19 protein-coding genes are annotated in these 16,047 nt (G+C 72.5%); 13 read left to right on the top strand and 6 right to left on the bottom strand.

The genetic code is table 11. From position 1 onward, the window contains the following. Positions 1-15: 15 nt before the first annotated feature. From ACWEOH_RS07435 to ACWEOH_RS07425, 3 genes are all read left to right on the top strand, one after another. The gene (locus tag ACWEOH_RS07435) at positions 16-954 is read left to right on the top strand and encodes an LssY C-terminal domain-containing protein (protein ID WP_452029628.1); all 939 of its coding nucleotides are present in this window, start codon (positions 16-18) and stop codon (positions 952-954) included. After that, positions 951-1,487, top strand: coding sequence for a hypothetical protein (locus ACWEOH_RS07430; protein WP_452029626.1), 537 nt, complete (start codon positions 951-953; stop codon positions 1,485-1,487). The genes ACWEOH_RS07435 and ACWEOH_RS07430 overlap by 4 nt, the downstream gene beginning before the upstream one ends. Before the next feature lie 130 nt (positions 1,488-1,617). Continuing rightward, positions 1,618-2,811 carry a fumarylacetoacetate hydrolase family protein gene (locus ACWEOH_RS07425; protein WP_452029624.1) on the top strand — a complete coding sequence of 398 codons (1,194 nt, stop codon included), beginning with the start codon at positions 1,618-1,620 and terminating at the stop codon, positions 2,809-2,811. Positions 2,812-2,853: 42 nt separating this feature from the next. Here the strand turns inward: ACWEOH_RS07425 and ACWEOH_RS07420 are convergent, their stop codons facing one another. Further along, the gene (locus ACWEOH_RS07420) at positions 2,854-3,960 is read right to left on the bottom strand and encodes a DNA glycosylase AlkZ-like family protein (RefSeq protein WP_452029622.1); all 1,107 of its coding nucleotides are present in this window, start codon (positions 3,958-3,960) and stop codon (positions 2,854-2,856) included. Positions 3,961-4,007: 47 nt separating this feature from the next. Between ACWEOH_RS07420 and ACWEOH_RS07415 the strand changes: the two genes are divergently transcribed. Further along, the gene (locus ACWEOH_RS07415) at positions 4,008-4,472 is read left to right on the top strand and encodes a serine hydrolase (RefSeq protein ID WP_452029620.1); all 465 of its coding nucleotides are present in this window, start codon (positions 4,008-4,010) and stop codon (positions 4,470-4,472) included. On the opposite strand, the gene trhO is transcribed toward ACWEOH_RS07415, so the two are convergent. Then, a complete protein-coding gene (gene trhO, locus ACWEOH_RS07410; protein ID WP_452029618.1) occupies positions 4,447-5,370 on the bottom strand; it encodes an oxygen-dependent tRNA uridine(34) hydroxylase TrhO in 924 nt (307 codons plus the stop codon). The two genes, ACWEOH_RS07415 and trhO, sit on opposite strands and share 26 nt — an antisense overlap. Before the next feature lie 175 nt (positions 5,371-5,545). Between trhO and ACWEOH_RS07405 the strand changes: the two genes are divergently transcribed. Both ACWEOH_RS07405 and ACWEOH_RS07400 read left to right on the top strand, forming a co-directional pair. Further along, entirely contained in the window at positions 5,546-6,082 is a 537-nt protein-coding gene (locus ACWEOH_RS07405) for a YbhB/YbcL family Raf kinase inhibitor-like protein (RefSeq protein WP_452029616.1), read from the top strand. Positions 6,083-6,102: 20 nt separating this feature from the next. After that, positions 6,103-6,681, top strand: a complete 579-nt coding sequence (locus ACWEOH_RS07400) for a helix-turn-helix domain-containing protein (RefSeq protein ID WP_452029614.1) — start codon at positions 6,103-6,105, stop codon at positions 6,679-6,681. Between the two features lie 146 nt (positions 6,682-6,827). Here the strand turns inward: ACWEOH_RS07400 and ACWEOH_RS07395 are convergent, their stop codons facing one another. Then, positions 6,828-7,154, bottom strand: a complete 327-nt coding sequence (locus ACWEOH_RS07395; RefSeq protein ID WP_452029612.1) for a PLD nuclease N-terminal domain-containing protein — start codon at positions 7,152-7,154, stop codon at positions 6,828-6,830. Positions 7,155-7,215: 61 nt separating this feature from the next. After that, a complete protein-coding gene (locus ACWEOH_RS07390; protein ID WP_452029610.1) occupies positions 7,216-7,854 on the bottom strand; it encodes a LysE family translocator in 639 nt (212 codons plus the stop codon). Between the two features lie 86 nt (positions 7,855-7,940). On the opposite strand from ACWEOH_RS07390, the gene ACWEOH_RS07385 reads away from it, so the two are divergent. Next, positions 7,941-8,438, top strand: a complete 498-nt coding sequence (locus ACWEOH_RS07385) for a MarR family winged helix-turn-helix transcriptional regulator (protein ID WP_452029608.1) — start codon at positions 7,941-7,943, stop codon at positions 8,436-8,438. After that, complete coding sequence (locus tag ACWEOH_RS07380) at positions 8,435-9,124, top strand: GNAT family N-acetyltransferase (RefSeq protein WP_452029606.1); 690 nt, start codon at positions 8,435-8,437, stop codon at positions 9,122-9,124. The genes ACWEOH_RS07385 and ACWEOH_RS07380 overlap by 4 nt, the downstream gene beginning before the upstream one ends. 18 nt (positions 9,125-9,142) lie before the next feature. Here ACWEOH_RS07380 and ACWEOH_RS07375 read toward each other — a convergent pair whose 3' ends face one another. Continuing rightward, positions 9,143-9,523, bottom strand: coding sequence for a VOC family protein (locus ACWEOH_RS07375; RefSeq protein WP_452029604.1), 381 nt, complete (start codon positions 9,521-9,523; stop codon positions 9,143-9,145). Positions 9,524-9,579: 56 nt separating this feature from the next. Here ACWEOH_RS07375 and ACWEOH_RS07370 point away from each other — a divergent pair, with 56 nt between their 5' ends. From ACWEOH_RS07370 to ACWEOH_RS07360, 3 genes are all read left to right on the top strand, one after another. Continuing rightward, the gene (locus ACWEOH_RS07370) at positions 9,580-10,707 is read left to right on the top strand and encodes an enoyl-CoA hydratase/isomerase family protein (RefSeq protein WP_452029602.1); all 1,128 of its coding nucleotides are present in this window, start codon (positions 9,580-9,582) and stop codon (positions 10,705-10,707) included. Between the two features lie 77 nt (positions 10,708-10,784). Then, the gene (locus tag ACWEOH_RS07365; RefSeq protein WP_452029600.1) at positions 10,785-12,323 is read left to right on the top strand and encodes an MmgE/PrpD family protein; all 1,539 of its coding nucleotides are present in this window, start codon (positions 10,785-10,787) and stop codon (positions 12,321-12,323) included. A 2-nt stretch (positions 12,324-12,325) separates the two neighbouring features. Continuing rightward, positions 12,326-13,156, top strand: a complete 831-nt coding sequence (locus ACWEOH_RS07360; RefSeq protein ID WP_452029598.1) for an oxidoreductase — start codon at positions 12,326-12,328, stop codon at positions 13,154-13,156. Here ACWEOH_RS07360 and ACWEOH_RS07355 read toward each other — a convergent pair. Beyond that, entirely contained in the window at positions 13,131-13,649 is a 519-nt protein-coding gene (locus tag ACWEOH_RS07355) for an N-acetyltransferase family protein (RefSeq protein ID WP_452029596.1), read from the bottom strand. The genes ACWEOH_RS07360 and ACWEOH_RS07355 overlap by 26 nt on opposite strands. A 70-nt stretch (positions 13,650-13,719) precedes the next feature. Here ACWEOH_RS07355 and prpB point away from each other — a divergent pair, with 70 nt between their 5' ends. Together prpB and ACWEOH_RS07345 are read left to right on the top strand one after the other, a co-directional pair. After that, positions 13,720-14,619 carry a methylisocitrate lyase gene (gene prpB, locus ACWEOH_RS07350; RefSeq protein WP_452029594.1) on the top strand — a complete coding sequence of 300 codons (900 nt, stop codon included), beginning with the start codon at positions 13,720-13,722 and terminating at the stop codon, positions 14,617-14,619. A 7-nt stretch (positions 14,620-14,626) separates the two neighbouring features. After that, on the top strand, positions 14,627-16,018 hold the full coding sequence (locus tag ACWEOH_RS07345; protein WP_452029592.1) for an amidase: 1,392 nt from the start codon (positions 14,627-14,629) through the stop codon (positions 16,016-16,018). Positions 16,019-16,047 lie beyond the last annotated feature (29 nt).

Below are 16,047 nucleotides of genomic sequence, written 5' to 3'. Positions count from 1 at the left end.
GGCTACGATGCAGGCATGGGCGGGGCGGGCGCCGAGGGGAACGGCGCGACGGTCGAACCGGTGCAGCGGCGCCGGTTCTCGATCAACGCGATGCTCGACGGCTTCTTCTTCGTGTTCGCCGGTCTCGCGTCGCTCTGGCTCGCCTACCTCCTGCTCAGCGAGTCGTTCGCGTTCGGCTGGTGGGGGATCCTCGTGTTCCTCGCCTTCTGGCTCGTGCTCGCCTACCTCGTGCTGCCGCGCATCCACCGGATCCTCACGACCATCTACGTGCCCGACTACTTCATGGGGCGCACGCGCACGAGCGACGGGCTGCTCGGCGATCCCGTGAACCTCGCCCTGCTCGGCGACGACGAGCAGTTGCTCGCGGCGATGGCCGCCGCGAAGTGGACGCGCGCCGACGACGTGACCCTGCGGTCGAGCTGGCGCATCGTGAGGTCCACCATCACACGGCGCAGCTACGACGAGGCGCCCGTCAGCCCGCTCTTCCTCTTCGGCCGCATGCAGGACCACGCGTTCCAGCAGGAGGTCGAGGGCAACCCGGCCAAGCGCCACCACGTGCGCTTCTGGCGCTGCCCCGACGGGTGGCTCCTGCCCGGCGGCGCCCGCGTCGACTGGCTCGCCGCCGGCACGTTCGACCGCGCGGTCGGGCTCTCGCTGTTCACCCTGCAGGTCACCCACAAGATCGACGCCGACACCGACATCGAGCGCGATCACATCATCGCCACGCTCCGCGCGGCGGATCCCGCGGTCGCGGTCACGGTGCTGACGGACTTCTCGACGGGATACCACTCCCGCAACGGCGGCGGCGACACGATCCGCACCGACGGCGACCTGCCCGTCGTCGACCTGCGCGCGGTCGCGGTGACGGATGCCGCGGGCGCGCGTCCGGCCGCCGCAGCATCCGTCGACGGGGGAGTGCCGTCCGCGGCATCCGTCACCGGGGGGACCCCGTGAGTCGCGACACCACCAAGCGGCCGGCCTTCGAGCCGGCGTCGGAGCTCGCGCAGGCGGGACCACGCGACCCGCGGATGCGCCGGCCGGTCCCGACGTCGATGGGCGCCGCGCTCGTGCTGCTGCGGGTGTTCGCCGGCATCGTCTGGCTCATCGCGCTCGCCGCGCAGTGGAACGACCTCATCGCCGAGCAGTTCGAGGACGTGCCGATCGACCCCGACGACCCGGCCGTCGGCGCCGCGCTGTGGGTCGTCCTGGCCTTCGGCGGCGTGCTGCTGCTGTTCGACCTCGTGATGGCCCTGCTCATCTACCTCGGCTTCAACTGGCCGCGGATCGTCGTGATGGTGTTCTCGACACTCAGCATCAGCGGCACGTTCGCGGCCTGGTGGGCCGGCGACCAGAACATCGCCCTCGACCAGACGCTGTTCACGCTCGCGCTCGACATCCTCATCATGCTGGCGCTCTCGAGTCGGGCGGCTCGCGACTACGCGCGCCGCAACGACCGACGGCTGCCGCGGGTGCCGGCGTCGGCCTGACCATTCCGGGTCTCGCCGCCCCGATCGGGTGTGTCCGCGGCTGTTGCGCGTGCGATTGATCGGATGTCTGGCAGACTCGATCCGGCGAGAGCCGAAGCGGCCCGGAGCGGCCCGACGAACGGAGACGACGATGACGACGCCCTCGACCACCGCGTGGCCGTCGGGAGCCGAGCTCCTCCCGCTCGACGGCGTGTCCGGCACGCTCGTCGGGCGCGCCTGGGTGCCGGATGCCGCGGGCCCGAGCGTCGTCGTCGTGCGCGAGTCGGGCGTGGTCGACGTCTCCGCCGCGTTCCCGACGATGCGCAGCCTCACCGAGCTGGCGGATCCGGCAGCTGCGGCACGCGCCGCCGACGGCCCGGTGCTCGGCTCACTCGACGAGCTCGCAACGAACACGCCGCCCGAGCTTCGCCGCCCCGACCGGCCCTGGCTCCTCTCCCCGATCGACCTGCACGTGGTGAAGGCCGCGGGCGTCACGTTCCCCGTCTCGATGCTCGAGCGCGTGATCGAGGAGCGCGCCCGCGGCGACCAGGATGCCGCGGCGGCGATCCGCGACGAGATCGGCGCGACGATCGGGGGGTCGCTCGACGCGCTCCGGCCGGGGTCGCCCGAGGCGGCCGAGCTGAAGGCGCTCCTCGTCGAGCGCGGCTGGTGGAGCCAGTACCTCGAGGTCGGGATCGGCCCCGACGCGGAGGTGTTCACGAAGGCGCCTGTGCTCTCGACCGTCGGCACCCTGGTCGACGTCGGCGTGCACTCGGTGTCGGAGTGGAACAATCCCGAGCCCGAGGTGGTGCTCGTCGTGGCATCCGATGGCCGCATCGTCGGCGCGACGCTCGGCAACGACGTGAACCTGCGCGACGTCGAGGGGCGCAGCGCGTTGCTGCTCGGCCAGGCGAAGGACAACAACGCCTCCGCCGCCGTCGGGCCGTTCATCCGGCTCTTCGACGACACCTACGACCTCGACGCGCTTCGCGGATCCGTCGTTCGGCTCGAGATCGACGGCGAGGACGCCTTCCGCCTCGAGGGCGTCAGCGAGCTCGGCCGGATCAGCCGCGATCCGGCCGACTTGGCGCGGCACGTCATCGGCGCGCACCACCAGTATCCCGACGGATTCGTGCTCTACCTCGGCACGATGTTCGCGCCCGTCGACGACCGCGACGCGCCGGGCCGTGGCTTCACCCACCACGACGGCGACCTCGTGCGCATCTCGGAGCCGAGGCTCGGCGCGCTCGTCAACCGCGTGCGCTCGAGCGAGGCCGCGGCGCCGTGGACGTTCGGCATCGACGCGCTCTACCGGAACCTGGCCGCCAGGGGGCTGCTGGGCTGACCGACGGATGCCGCGACCGGATGCGGTGACCGGAGGCCGCGGCTATGCGAGCCCCACCGCGCGGCCGCCGATCTCGAGCCCGAGCCACCCGGCCAGCGAGTCGAGCTCCCTGAACACCGCCTCGACGAGGTCGCGCGTGAACGGCTCGTCCTCATGGATCGCGTCCACCCGCAGGATCCCGGCGGCCCGGTCGGAGGTCGCGTCGACCTTGCCGATGAGCCGGTCGCCGTGCAGGATCGGCATCGCCCAGTACCCCCACCGGCGCTGGTCTCGCGGCTTGTACATCTCGAGCACGTACTCGTAGCCGAAGAGCTCCTCGAGGCGCTTGCGGTCGAACACGAGGCGGTCGAGCGGAGACAGCAGCGCGGTGCGCTCGGCGAGCGGCTCGTCGACGTGCTCGAGCGCAGCGGGGTCCACACGCCAGGTTCCCCGGAGGCCCTCGACGTGCGCCGGCTCGCCGATGCCGCGCGTGTCGATGGGCTCCGCCGGCGACCCGCCCGCCTTACGTTCGCGCAGGATGCCGAGCGACGCGAGCCGCCGCTCGTTCCGCTGCACGTAGGCGTCGGATGCCTCGAGCTCGGGGACCTCGGGGTAGACGCGCTCGGCGAGGTCCCACAGCCGCTGCCCGTCGCGACGGGCCGACATCGCGACGTCGCCGCGCATCATGAGGCACTCGAGCATGATCGTGACGTTGCGATCGTTCGTCCACCCCGTCGACGACCACGGCACGGCCGAGGTGTCGGGGATCTCGGACGCGGGCAGCGGACCCGAGCCGCTCAGCCGGATGAGGATGTCGCGGCGGAACGCGTCGTTCGCCTCGATCCAGTTGCGGGTGCGCTCGTGCTTGGGCCACCGGCGCATCATCGGGCGGAAGATCTGGAGGTCGGCCATCGGCCGCACCATGAGGTCGAGCTCGAACAGCGTGCGGTCGACCTCGAGCCCGGCGGTCACCTCGGCCGGGTCGTACGCCTCGCCGAGTCGGCTCCAGAGCACCACGTCGGCGCTCGGCGCGATGGCCGAGACGGGGTCGACCTTCACGAACGTGAGCCGCCCGATCGCGTCGAGCACGCCGCCGGGGCGCTCCGCCTCAAGTGCCTGGGCGCGCACCGCGATGCGCCGTGCCTGCTCGACGGTCAGCTCCACGACCATGCGGGCGATGTTACCGACGACGACCGTCGCTCGCCCCGCGGCATCCGATGGACGGCGCCGTCCTCGTCGAGGCACCGGAGGACGTCCCCGCGACCCACGCGGGCGGCCACCGTCCAGGCGGGCAACCGGTGGAGGCGTGGGCGACCGGAGCCTACGGACCGGCCGGCGGATTCGACGCGACGCTGGATGACCTGGTCGCCTACGCCCAGGCGGTGCTCGACGGGAGGTTGAGCGACAGCGCCGCCCTCGAGCCGGCTGCACCGGGCTGGGACAAGGACATCCGGTTCGGGTACTTCTGGTGCCTGGAGGAGCACCCCCCTCGAACCATCACCATGCATCCCGGCCAGTCGGGTGGTCACTCGGGCGCCTTGATGATCGATCGGGAGGCAGGGACGGCGTCGATCGTGCTCGTGAACATGATCACCGATCCGATGGTGCCGGCGCTGCGCTACCTGGTGAGGTTCACGGGACGATTGAGCCAGGGAATCAGACGGCGGCGGCCGCTGCAGTGACGGCGTGCACGGCCGCGTGCTCCTCGCAGGCGACCGCGTCGCACGACGCGCACACGACGAACTGGCGGCGGCACGCGGCATCCGGGCAGTTGGCGGTGCGGTTCGTCGGCTCGTCGCAGCCCGCGCATCGGCCGATCACCGCGGCGTCGTCGCTGAAGTCGACGGAGCCGCGGCCGTCGAACACGTAGAGCGAGCCCTCCCAGAGGCCGCGATCGCCGAAGCGCTCGCCGTACGTCACGATGCCGCCCTCGAGCTGGTACACCTCGCCGAAGCCGCGGTTCGCCATGAGACTCGAGAGCACTTCGCAGCGGATGCCGCCCGTGCAGTAGGTGACGACCGGTCGCGCCTTGAGGTGGTCGTATGCGCCGGCGTCGAGCAGGCCCACGAAGTCGCGCGTCGTGTCGGCGGGCGGCACGATCGCGCCGCGGAACCGGCCGATCTGCGCCTCGAGCGCGTTGCGTCCGTCGAAGAACACGACCTCGTCGCCGCGCGTCGCCACGAGCTCGTGCAGCTCGTCGGGCGACAGGCGTGCGCCGCCGCCGACCACGCCGTCGTCGTCGACCCGCAGCTCGCCGGGTGCGCCGAACGAGACGATCTCGTCGCGCACCTTCACGCTGAGCTTCGGGAAGTCGAGGCTCGCACCGGCCTCGTCGAGGCCCGTGCCCTCGCTCCACCTGAAGTCGACGTGCTTGAACGCGGGGTAGTCGCGGGTGCGGCGCACGTAGCGCTTGAGCGCGCCGAGCTCGCCGCCGAGCGTGCCGTTGAGGCCGTCCTTCGAGACGAGGATGCGCCCGCGCAGCCCGAGCGACTCGGCCAGGTCGCGCTGCCACAGCCGCACGGCCTCGGGGTCGGCGAGCGGCGTGAACGCGTAGTACAGCAGGATCTTGGCGACGGGCATCCCGCGATCATACGAGCGGATGCCGCGAGCCGCCCGAGTGTCCCCGAGTGCCCCACGCGCGCCCGACCCGATCCCGCGGCGAATCCGCCGACCCGCCGGACCCGCCTCCCGGTCGCGGAACGGGCGACGTAGGCTGGCGACGACGGCACCCGCCCATCCGACGAGGAGGATCGCGATGCTCGACGTCCATCCCTACGAGGCACTCCAGCGACTGCGACCGGTCGAGTCGTTCACGGTGACGAGCACCGACGTCGCCGAGGGGGAGCCGCTCGCTCGTCCGCAGTGGAGCGCGGCCGCAGGCGGCGTCGATCGCTCGCCGCAGCTGTCGTGGTCGGGGTTCCCCGAACGCACACGCAGCTTCGCGATCACGTGCCTCGACCCTGACGCGCCCAGCGGCTCGGGATGGTGGCATTGGGCTGTCGCGAACATCCCGGTGTCGATCACGAGCCTCGAGTCGGGTGCGGGGTCGCCCGGCGGGCCGGCGCTCCCCGACGGCGTCATCGTGCTGCGGAACGAGGACGGCACGCGCGGCTTCATCGGCGCGGCGCCGCCGCGCGGCACGGGCGTGCACCGGTACCACTTCGTCGTGCACGCGCTCGATGTGCCGAGCCTCGACCTCGACCCGGATGCCACGTCGGCGGTGCTCGGCGCACGGTGCTTCTTCCACGGGCTGGCCCGCGGCATCCTGACGCCCACCGCCACGCGCGACTGACCCGATAGCGTGGCAGCATCATGCGCCCGATGCCGCTGGAACCGAACACCCGCCGCGTGGCGATCGGCTCCCGCCTGCGCGCCGCGCGCAAGGCGCAGCAGCTGACGATCGACGAGGTCGCCCGCATCACCGGGCTGACGAAGGGGTTCCTCTCGCGCGTCGAGCGCGACATGACCTCGCCGAGCGTCTCGTCGCTCATCACGCTGTGCGACGTGCTCTCGATCTCGGTCGGATCGCTCTTCGAGGCGCCCGACGTGCAGTTCGTGCCGGCCGGCACGGGTCCCCGCATCAACCTCGGCGGCGTCGCCACCGAGGAGCGCCTGCTCTCGCCGCGCTCGGAGTCGCGCGTGCAGGTCATCCGCTCGGTCATCGAGGCCGGCGGGCACGGGGGCGAGGAGCTCTACGCGGTCGCCGCCGACGTCGACGTGCTGCACGTGCTCTCGGGCCGCATCGAGGTGCGGTTCTCCGACCAGGACTGGGAGCTCGGCCCCGGCGACAGCCTCACCTTCAACGGCCACGAGCCGCACAGCTGGCGCGTCGCCGGCGACGGCGGGGCCGAGGTCATCTGGGTGCTCGTGCCCGCCCTCTGGAGCTCCTGACCCGGGTCGTCGAGTAGCGCCGCCGCAGGCGACGCGTGCCCGGTCGTCGAGTAGCGCCGCCGCAGGCGACGCGTATCGAGACGCAGCACGGGTCTCGATACGCGTCCGGCTTCGCCGGGCGCTACTCGACCACCGGAGCGGCGGGCTCAGCGCTTCGCGCGACGCTTGCGCCGCTGGGCGGCGCGGTCGGGCAACCGTCCGAAGACGAAGTAGGAGATCGGCCCCACGAAGTTGATCGTGATGGCGAGCGCCCACAGCGGCTTCGGGCCGCGCACGTACTTCGCGGGCCGGCGGGCGAGGTCGGTCCACGCGATCGCCGCCAGCGTGAGCTGGATCAGCCCCGTGAGGATCGAGCCGGTCCGCTCCTGCGGCGTGAGGTCCTTCCAGGTCCGCTTCGCCTTCCTCCCGGCCTTCTCGCCGAGTTGCCCGGCCTTCTCGCCGAGTGCGGGGACCTGCTGTTCGGAGTCGGTCATGACCACTCCCTCCCGTGGTTCAGTCCTTCAGTGGCCGTCGTCGGTCCGTGCGTGTTCCTGCTCAGTGCTTGTTCCCGCTGAGGGCGAGCACGCCGCCGAGCCCGATCATCATGACGCCGCCGGTCGCGGCGAGGTGGGCGGCGCGCTTCGGCGACCGCGCGAACCAGTCGCGCGCGGCGCTCGCGGCGATCGCCCAGATCGAGTCGCACAAAAGGGCGAGCACGACGAACACGACGCCGAGCTCGAACAGCTGCAGCGGGATCGAGCCGGCGTGGAAGTCGACGAACTGCGGCAGCACCGCGACGAAGAAGGCGATGGTCTTCGGGTTGGTCATGCCCACGACGAATCCCTCGCCGAGCTGGCGCCAGTGCGATCGCGTCGGGACGTCGCCGTTCACGGCGGCCGCGGCATCCGCTCGGTGCCTGATGGCCTGGATGCCGAGGTAGACGAGGTAGAGGCCGCCAGCGAACTTGATGATCGTGAAGAGCACCACCGACTGCGCCACGATGGCGCCCACGCCGAGGGCGACCGCTGCCACGAGGGGCAGCATGCCGAGGGCGTTGCCGAGCACGCTGAGCAGGCCGCCGAGGCGCCCGAGCGCGAGCGAGCGCCCGATCACGAACAGCACGCTCGGGCCGGGGATGACGATGAGCACGATCGACGCGAGGACGAACGCACCCAGGTTCTCGAGGGGGACCACCCGAGCATGGTACGCCCGCACCCTTGCATTCGAATAACAGGGTATATAACGTGTTATGTAATTTCGGACCAGCGAGAGGATGCGGCATGGTCGACGACGTCGTGGAGCAGCTGGGCCACCTCGCGCTCGGCACCCGCCTCAAGCGCATCGGCGAGCGCCTGCAGGGCGAGACGACCCGGTTCATCGCCGCCGACGGCCTGGCCGTGCCCGCGAGCGCGTTCCCGCTGCTCGCTGCGCTCGACCGCCCCGGCGGCCTGACGGTGGGCGAGCTCGCCGACGCCGTCGGCGTGAGCCAGCCCGCGGTGACCCGCAGCGTCACGCGACTCGCGCACGACGGGCTGGTGACCGTGGCGAGCGAGGCGTCCGACCGGCGGCGGCGGTCGGTGCGGCTCACGGAGGTCGGCGACGACGTGGTGTCCCGAGCCCGCGCGGCGGTCTGGCCGCACGTCGAGGCGGCGGTCGCCGAGGCATGTGCCGGGCTCGAGGGTCCGCTGCTCGCGCAGCTCGCCGAGCTCGAAGCCCGGCTCGACGCGGAGCCGATCGACCGCCGCGCGGCACGGCTCGCGGAGGGGGTGGCGCGATGACGCGGCATCCGCTCGACCGCCCGATCTGGAGCGCGCTCACCACACGGCAGGCCGGGTTCTCGGCGGGCGACGCCCTCGCCCGCCGCTTCGACCCCGAGGTCGGCCCGTTCGCCGCGATCGGCGAGGACGACGCCGCGCACCTCGACGCGCTGTCGGCGTTGGTCGACGTGCACGGGCCGGTGGTGCTGCTGCAACGCGGCGACATCCCGCGCCCGTCCGGCACCCGCACGACGATCGACGCCCCGGGCGTGCAGCTCGTGCTCGACCGCCTGGCGCCGGTCGCGGCATCCGTCGACCTCGTGCCGCTCGGCGCCGCCGACGCGCCCGAGATGCTCGCGCTCGCGACGCTCACGAAGCCCGGCCCGTTCGGCTCGCGCACGCACGAGCTCGGCGGATTCCTCGGGGTGAAGGTCGACGGCCGGCTGGTCGCCATGGCGGGCGAGCGCATGAAGCCCGAGGGGTTCACCGAGGTGAGCGGTGTCTGCACGCATCCCGACCATCGCGGACACGGCTACGCGGCGATGCTCTCGACGGCGGTCACGGAGCGGGTCCTCGCGCGCGGCGAGGTCCCGTTCCTGCACGCGTACGCGTCGAACTCCGCCGCCATCGCGCTGTACGAACGACTCGGCTTCCGCCTGCGCACCGACGTCGGCGTCGTGCGACTGGTGTCGGACTCCGACGGCTGAAGCGTCGGGGGCGCCGGGCTACTCCTCCTCGGGCGGCGGCGCGATCGCCGCGCCCAGCCGGATGCGCGTGCCGAACGGGTCGGTCACGAGCGAGGTGCGCTCGCCCCACGGCTGGTCGAGCGGCTCCTCGACGACGGATGCCCCGGCCGCCTCGAGCTCTCGCGTCATCCGGTCGACGTCGTCGACGTAGAACCAGAGCAGCACGTTTCCGGGCGCGGGCGGATCCTCGGCGAGTCCGATGCCGAGCGACGACGACCCGACCGCGAGCGAGACGTAGACGGGCGTGCCGTCCTCGCCGGGGAACTCGTACGTGACGACGCCGCCGAACGCGTCGCGGTAGAACGCGAGCGCAGCCCGGACGTCGGAGACCTCGAGGATCGGGAACGCGGATTCGATCATGACTCCTCCTGAACTGGAGGCTACGCGACCGGCGGGGATGCGGCTACGGTGGCACCGTGAGCGACCAGATCTCGGTGACGGTGGACGACGGGGTCGGACACGTCACCCTCGACCGCCCCCAGGCGCTCAACGCCCTGAGCTACGAGATGATCCGCGAGCTCACCGAGGTGTTCGAGTCGTGGATCGACGACTCCGAGGTCGGGCTCGTGGTGCTCGACGGCGCGGGGGAGCGCGGCTTCTCGGCCGGCGGCGACATCCGCGAGCTCTACTCCTACGCGGTCGACGGCAACGCGGGCGAGGCACGCGACTTCTTCCGGGCGGAGTACCGGCTCGACGCCCTCATCGCGCGCTACCCGAAGCCCGTCGTCGCCATCATGGACGGCATCACCATGGGCGGCGGCATCGGCCTCGCCGGCCACGCCGCGATCCGCGTCGTCACCGAGCGCTCACGCGTGGCGATGCCCGAGACGCGCATCGGCTTCACGCCCGACGTGGGCGGCTCGTGGCTGCTGGCGAGGGCGCCCGGCGAGCTCGGCGTGCACCTCGCGCTCAACTCCCGCACTATGGACGCCGCCGACGCGCTGCACGCCGGCTTCGCCGACGCGTTCGTGCCGTCGGAGCGGCTGCCGCACCTGCTGCAGGCGCTCGCCGAGCGCGCCGACCCCGGCACCCCCGCCGAGATGGTGATGCTCTTCGACGAGACGCCCGGCCCGTCGGGGCTCGCGCTCGCGCGCGACTGGGTCGACGCCTGCTACTCCGCGCCCACCGTGCGCGAGATCATCACGCGGCTGCGGGCGTTCGCCGAAGGCGCTCCGGATGCGGCGTCGAGCTCGTTCCCGGCGCATCCGCTCGACCCCGCGGCATCCGCCTACGCCGCCGCGGCCGCCGACGAGCTCGAGACCCTGTCGCCGACGGCGCTCACGGTCACGCTGGAGTCGGTGCGTCGGGCCCGCACGCTGCCGAGCCTCGAGGACGCGCTCGAGCAGGAGTTCCGCCTCGTGTCGTGGTTCATCGAGCAGCACGACCTGCGCGAGGGCATCCGCGCCCAGGTGATCGACAAGGACCGCTCGCCCAAGTGGAGTCCGTCGACGCTCGAGGGCGTCGACCCGCACCTCGCCTCCGACGTCATCACGGCGCAGGTGCACGAGGGCGTCTGGCCCGACCGCACCCCGGTGGTCGAGTAGCGCCCGACCGGGCCGCGATGCGCAAGCCCCCCGTGGCTCAGGGGCATCCGCACCCGCCATTCGATACGGTTGGGGGCGTGAAGAGCCACCACCTGCGTACCCACCGGAGTGACGAGCACCTCGCCCGCGAGGGCCAGCTCGCCTGGCAGCTCGCTGGGGTCGCCACCGATCCCGTCGAGCTCGACGACGAGGTCGTCGACATGGTCGTCAACCGGGTGATCGACAACGCGGCGGTCGCGGCCGCCTCGCTCGCCCGCAAGCCGGTCGTCTCCGCCCGCAGCCAGGCGCTCGCGCACCCGGTCTCGATCGGCGGCGACGGCGCCACGGTCTTCGGTGCGGATGCCGCGCGGCGCACGTCGCCCGAGTGGGCCGCCTGGGCGAACGGCGTCGCCGTGCGCGAGCTCGACTTCCACGACACGTTCCTCGCCGCGGACTACTCGCACCCCGGCGACAACATCCCGCCGATCGTCGCGGTCGCCCAGCATCTGGCCGCCGGTCGCGGGCTCACCGGCCGCGACGTCGTGCGCGGCATCGCCACCGGCTACGAGATCCAGGTCGATCTCGTGAAGGCCATCTCGCTGCACAAGCACAAGATCGACCATGTCGCCCACCTCGGGCCGTCGGCCGCGGCGGGCATCGGCACGCTCCTCGGCCTCGACCAGGAGACGATCTTCCAGGCCATCGGCCAGGCGCTGCACACCACGACCGCGACGCGGCAGTCGCGCAAGGGCGAGATCTCCACGTGGAAGGCGCACGCCCCGGCGTTCGCGGGCAAGATGGCCGTCGAGGCGGTCGACCGCGCGATGCGCGGCGAGACGAGCCCCGTGCCGATCTACGAGGGCGAGGACGGCGTGATCGCGTGGCTCCTCGACGGGCCCGACGCGACCTACGAGGTGCCGCTGCCCGAGTCCGGTGAGGCCAAGCGCGCGATCCTCGACTCCTACACGAAGGAGCACTCGGCGGAGTACCAGGCCCAGGCGTGGATCGACCTCGCGCGCAAGCTGCACGAGGAGTACCCGCTCATCCTCGACGACCCCGACCGCATCGAGTCGATCACCCTGCACACGTCGCACCACACCCACTACGTGATCGGGTCGGGCGCGAACGACCCGCAGAAGTACGATCCCGACGCCTCGCGCGAGACGCTCGACCACTCCATCCCGTACATCTTCGCGGTCGCCCTGCAGGACGGCGCCTGGCACCACCACGACTCCTACACGCCGGAGCGGGCGCACCGCGCCGACACCGTCGACCTGTGGAAGAAGGTGTCGACCGTCGAGGACCCCGAGTGGACGCGCCGCTACCACTCGAACGACATCGAGGAGAAGGCGTTCGGCGGCAAGGTCGTCATCAAGCTCTCCGACGGCGGCGAGATCGTCGACGAGATCGCCGTCGCCGACGCGCACCCGCTCGGCGCCCGCCCGTTCGCGCGCGAGCAGTACGTGCAGAAGTTCCGCACGCTCGCGGAGTGGGTGCTCGAGGAGGCCGAGATCGAGCGCTTCCTCGACCTCGCGCAGCGCCTCCCCGAGGTGGGCCCCGACGAGCTCGGCGGCCTCACCTTCACCGCGGCCCCCGGCGCCCTCGTCGGCGTCGACATCCCGACCGGCCTGTTCTAGCCATGACCGAAGGCGGCGTCGCGCTGATCACCGGGGCATCCTCGGGCATCGGCGAGGCGACGGCGCTCGAGCTCGCCCGCCGCGGCCTCACCGTCTACGGCGCAGCCCGGCGGGTCGACCGCATGGCCCGCCTGACCGCGCACGGCGTGCACGTGTTCGAGATGGACGTGACGGATGACGCGTCGATGACCTCGGGCGTCGAGCGGATCCTCCGCGAGCAGGGCCGCATCGACGTGCTCGTGAACAACGCCGGGTACGGGTCGTACGGGGCGCTGGAGGACGTGCCGCTCGAGGAGGCGCGCCGGCAGTTCGAGGTGAACGTGTTCGGGCTCGCGCGGCTCACCCAGCTCGTGCTCCCGACCATGCGGGCGCAGGGCAGCGGCCGGGTCATCAACATCTCGTCGATCGGCGGCAAGTTCTACGAGCCGCTCGGCGCCTGGTACCACGCCACGAAGTTCGCGGTCGAGGGGTTGAGCGACTCGCTCCGGCTCGAGCTGCGGCCGTTCGGCATCCACGTCGTGGTCATCGAGCCGGGCACGATCCGCACCGAGTGGGGCGGGATCGCGGCCGACAGCGCGGTCGCCAGGTCGGGCGGCACGGCCTACGCGCGACAGGCGAAGCGGCTCGCCGAGGTGTACGAGCTCGCCGACCGTCCGAGCGTCGGCGCCTCGCCGCGCGTGGTCGCGCTGGCGATCGCGAAGGCCGCGACCGACCCTCGGCCGCGCATCCGCTACGCGGTGCCGTTCGGCGCGAAGGCGCTCCTCACCCTGCGCTGGCTCTTCACCGACCGGGCGTTCGACTGGGCGATCATGCGCGCCTACGGTCCGCGCTGAGCCGCAGCATCCGGATGTCCCGGACGCCGTTCTCGTCGACCTGCTCGGCGCCGTCGGCGACGAACCCGTGCCTGCGGTAGAACGCCTGCGCACGGGGATTCGGGTCGGCCACCCACAGGGCGACGTCCTCGTCGGGGCGCACGACCGCCTCGAGCAGGGCGGGCCCGGCGCCTGAGCCGTGCTCCGCCGCCACGACGTAGAGCACGTAGAGGTGGAGGCGCCATCCGAGCGCCCGGTCGTCGACCGGCCCCGACATGGCGACGCCGATCAGCTCGCCGTCGCGCTCGGCCACCGCGATGCGGTTCCGGCGATAGCGGGGGTCGGTGAGCGCCGCCGTCCAGAAGCGCTCGCGCGCCGCCTGGAATCCCGGCTCGTCGAGCACGCGATCGGGCACGACGCCGCGATAGGTCTCGCGCCACGAGCGCACGATCACCCGCGCCATCTCCGACGCGTCCTCGGGACGCGCTCGGCGCACCGTCACCGGGGGCCTCATGTGCGAACCCTACCGACGGCGGCAGGGCGCCGCTCGCACGCGGTTAGGGTGGAGCGGAGGAGGCCCAACCATGCTCTACGCCCAGAAGTCCCCTGCCGAGAAGCGCCGCCTCTTCCGAGAGCGGCTCGACACGGGTCGGATCATGCGCTTCCCCGGCGCGTTCAACCCGCTGTCGGCGCGGCTCATCGAGCAGAAGGGCTTCGAGGGCGTCTACATCTCGGGCGCCGTGCTCTCGGCCGACCTCGGCCTGCCCGACATCGGCCTCACGACGCTCACCGAGGTCGCCGGGCGCGCGAAGCAGATCACGCGCATGACCGAGCTGCCCGCGATCGTCGACGCCGACACGGGCTTCGGCGAGCCCATGAACGTCGCCCGCACCGTGCAGGAGATGGAAGACGCCGGACTCGTCGGCCTGCACATCGAGGACCAGGTCAACCCGAAGCGCTGCGGCCACCTCGACGGCAAGCAGGTCGTCGACGAGCACACCGCGCTGCAGCGCGTGCGGGCCGCCGTCGATGCGCGCCGCGACCCGAACTTCCTCATCATGGCGCGCACCGACGTGCGCGCCGTCGACGGGCTGCAGGCCGCGGTCGACCGGGCGAAGCGCCTCGCCGACGCGGGGGCCGACGCCATCTTCCCCGAGGCGATGGCCTCGCTCGAGGAGTTCGCCGCGATCCGCGCGGCCGTCGACGTGCCGCTGCTCGCCAACATGACCGAGTTCGGCAAGAGCGACCTCTTCACCGTGGAGCAGCTCGCCGACATCGGCATGAACATCGTCATCTGGCCCGTGTCGCTGCTGCGGCTCGCGATGGGCGCCGCCGTGCGTGCGCTCGACGAGCTCCATGCGACGGGATCGCTCGACGCGAAGCTCGACGAGATGCAGCACCGAGCCGACCTCTACGAGCTCATCGACTACGAGGGCTACAACCGGTTCGACACCTCGATCTTCAACTTCGACGTCGCCCGCTGAGCCCGACATGACCGGCGCCGCACCGCTCCCGCAGACGGCCGGTGCGCTCGCGGCGTCGTACGCGTCGGGCTCGACGAGTCCGGTCGAGGTCGCCGAGGCGGTGCTCGCCCGCGTCGCCGCGCGCGAGCACGAGGTGAACGCGTTCGCCGAGTTCGACGCGGCATCCGTGCGCGCGGCCGCTCGTGCCAGCGCCGCCCGGTGGCGCCGGGGCGAGGCGCTCGGTCCGCTCGACGGCGTGCCGGTCACCGTGAAGGAGAACATGCACCGGGCCGGCGTCCCGGCGCGTGGCGGCACCGCGGGCTCGAGTCCGGTGGTGCCCGAGGCGGACTCGCCGATCGTCGCGCGCCTGCTCGAGGGCGGCGCCGTGATCGTCGGATCCACGACCATGCCCGACTGGGGCATGCTCTCGTCGGGCGTCTCGAGCCTGCACGGCGTCACCCGGAGCCCGCTCGACCTCGACCTCACCGTCGGCGGTTCGTCGAGCGGCGCCGGCGCGGCCGCGGCGGCCGGGTTCGGCGTCGTGAACCTCGGCACCGACATCGGCGGGTCGGTCCGGTTCCCCGCGGCCTGGCTCGGGCTCGCCGCGCTGAAGCCGAGCGCCGGGCGCATCCCCATCGACACGCCGTACCTCGGTCGCGCGGCGGGACCGATCGCCCGCACCGTCGCCGACCTCGCCGCCGGGATGGCGGTCGTCTCGCGGCCCGACGTGCGCGACTACACCTCGCTCCCGCCCGCCGACATCGCGTGGGACGACCTCGATATCGACCCCGCCGGGCTGCGCATCGCCCTGCACCTCGACGCCGGCGCTGGGATGCCCGTCGACCCTGCGATCCGCTCGGCCGTGGTGGCGGCCGCCGACCGCTTCGCCGACGCGGGCGCCGAGATCGTCGAGCTGGCCGCCTTCATCGACGACGGCGTGCTCGACGACGTCGACACGTTCTGGCGCGTGCGGTTCTGGCGCACGTACGCCGAGCTCGGCGCCGCACGACGAGCGCTCGTGCTCCCGTACATCGCGGAGTGGGTCGCGAGGGGCGCCGACGTGAGCGGCACGCGAGCGCTCGAGGCGTACGAGGCGATCGGCGAGCTGCGCCGCCGCACGGTGCTGGCGACGGCGCCGTTCGACGCGGTGCTCTCGCCCGTCGCGCCGATGCTCGCGTTCCCCGCCGACTGGCCGATGCCGTGGGGCCACGACGACCGCGGGATGGCGCACATCGCGTTCACCGTCCCCTACAACATGTCGGGCCAGCCGGCCTCGAGCATCAACGCCGGGTTCGCCCCCGACGGGCGGGCGATCGCCCTGCAGATCGCGGGCCCGCGGTTCGCCGACCGGCACGTGCTCGCCCTCACGTCGTGGTGGGAGGCGACGCGCCCCGGCTCCGCGGTGCCCGTCTTCCCGTGACGCGCCGTAGGCTTGGGGGGCGGACGCGC

It is taken from the genome of Agromyces sp. NPDC004153 (assembly GCF_053603635.1).
The sequence above is the reverse complement of the archived record's forward strand: the minus strand, read 5'-3'. Positions and strand labels throughout refer to the sequence as shown.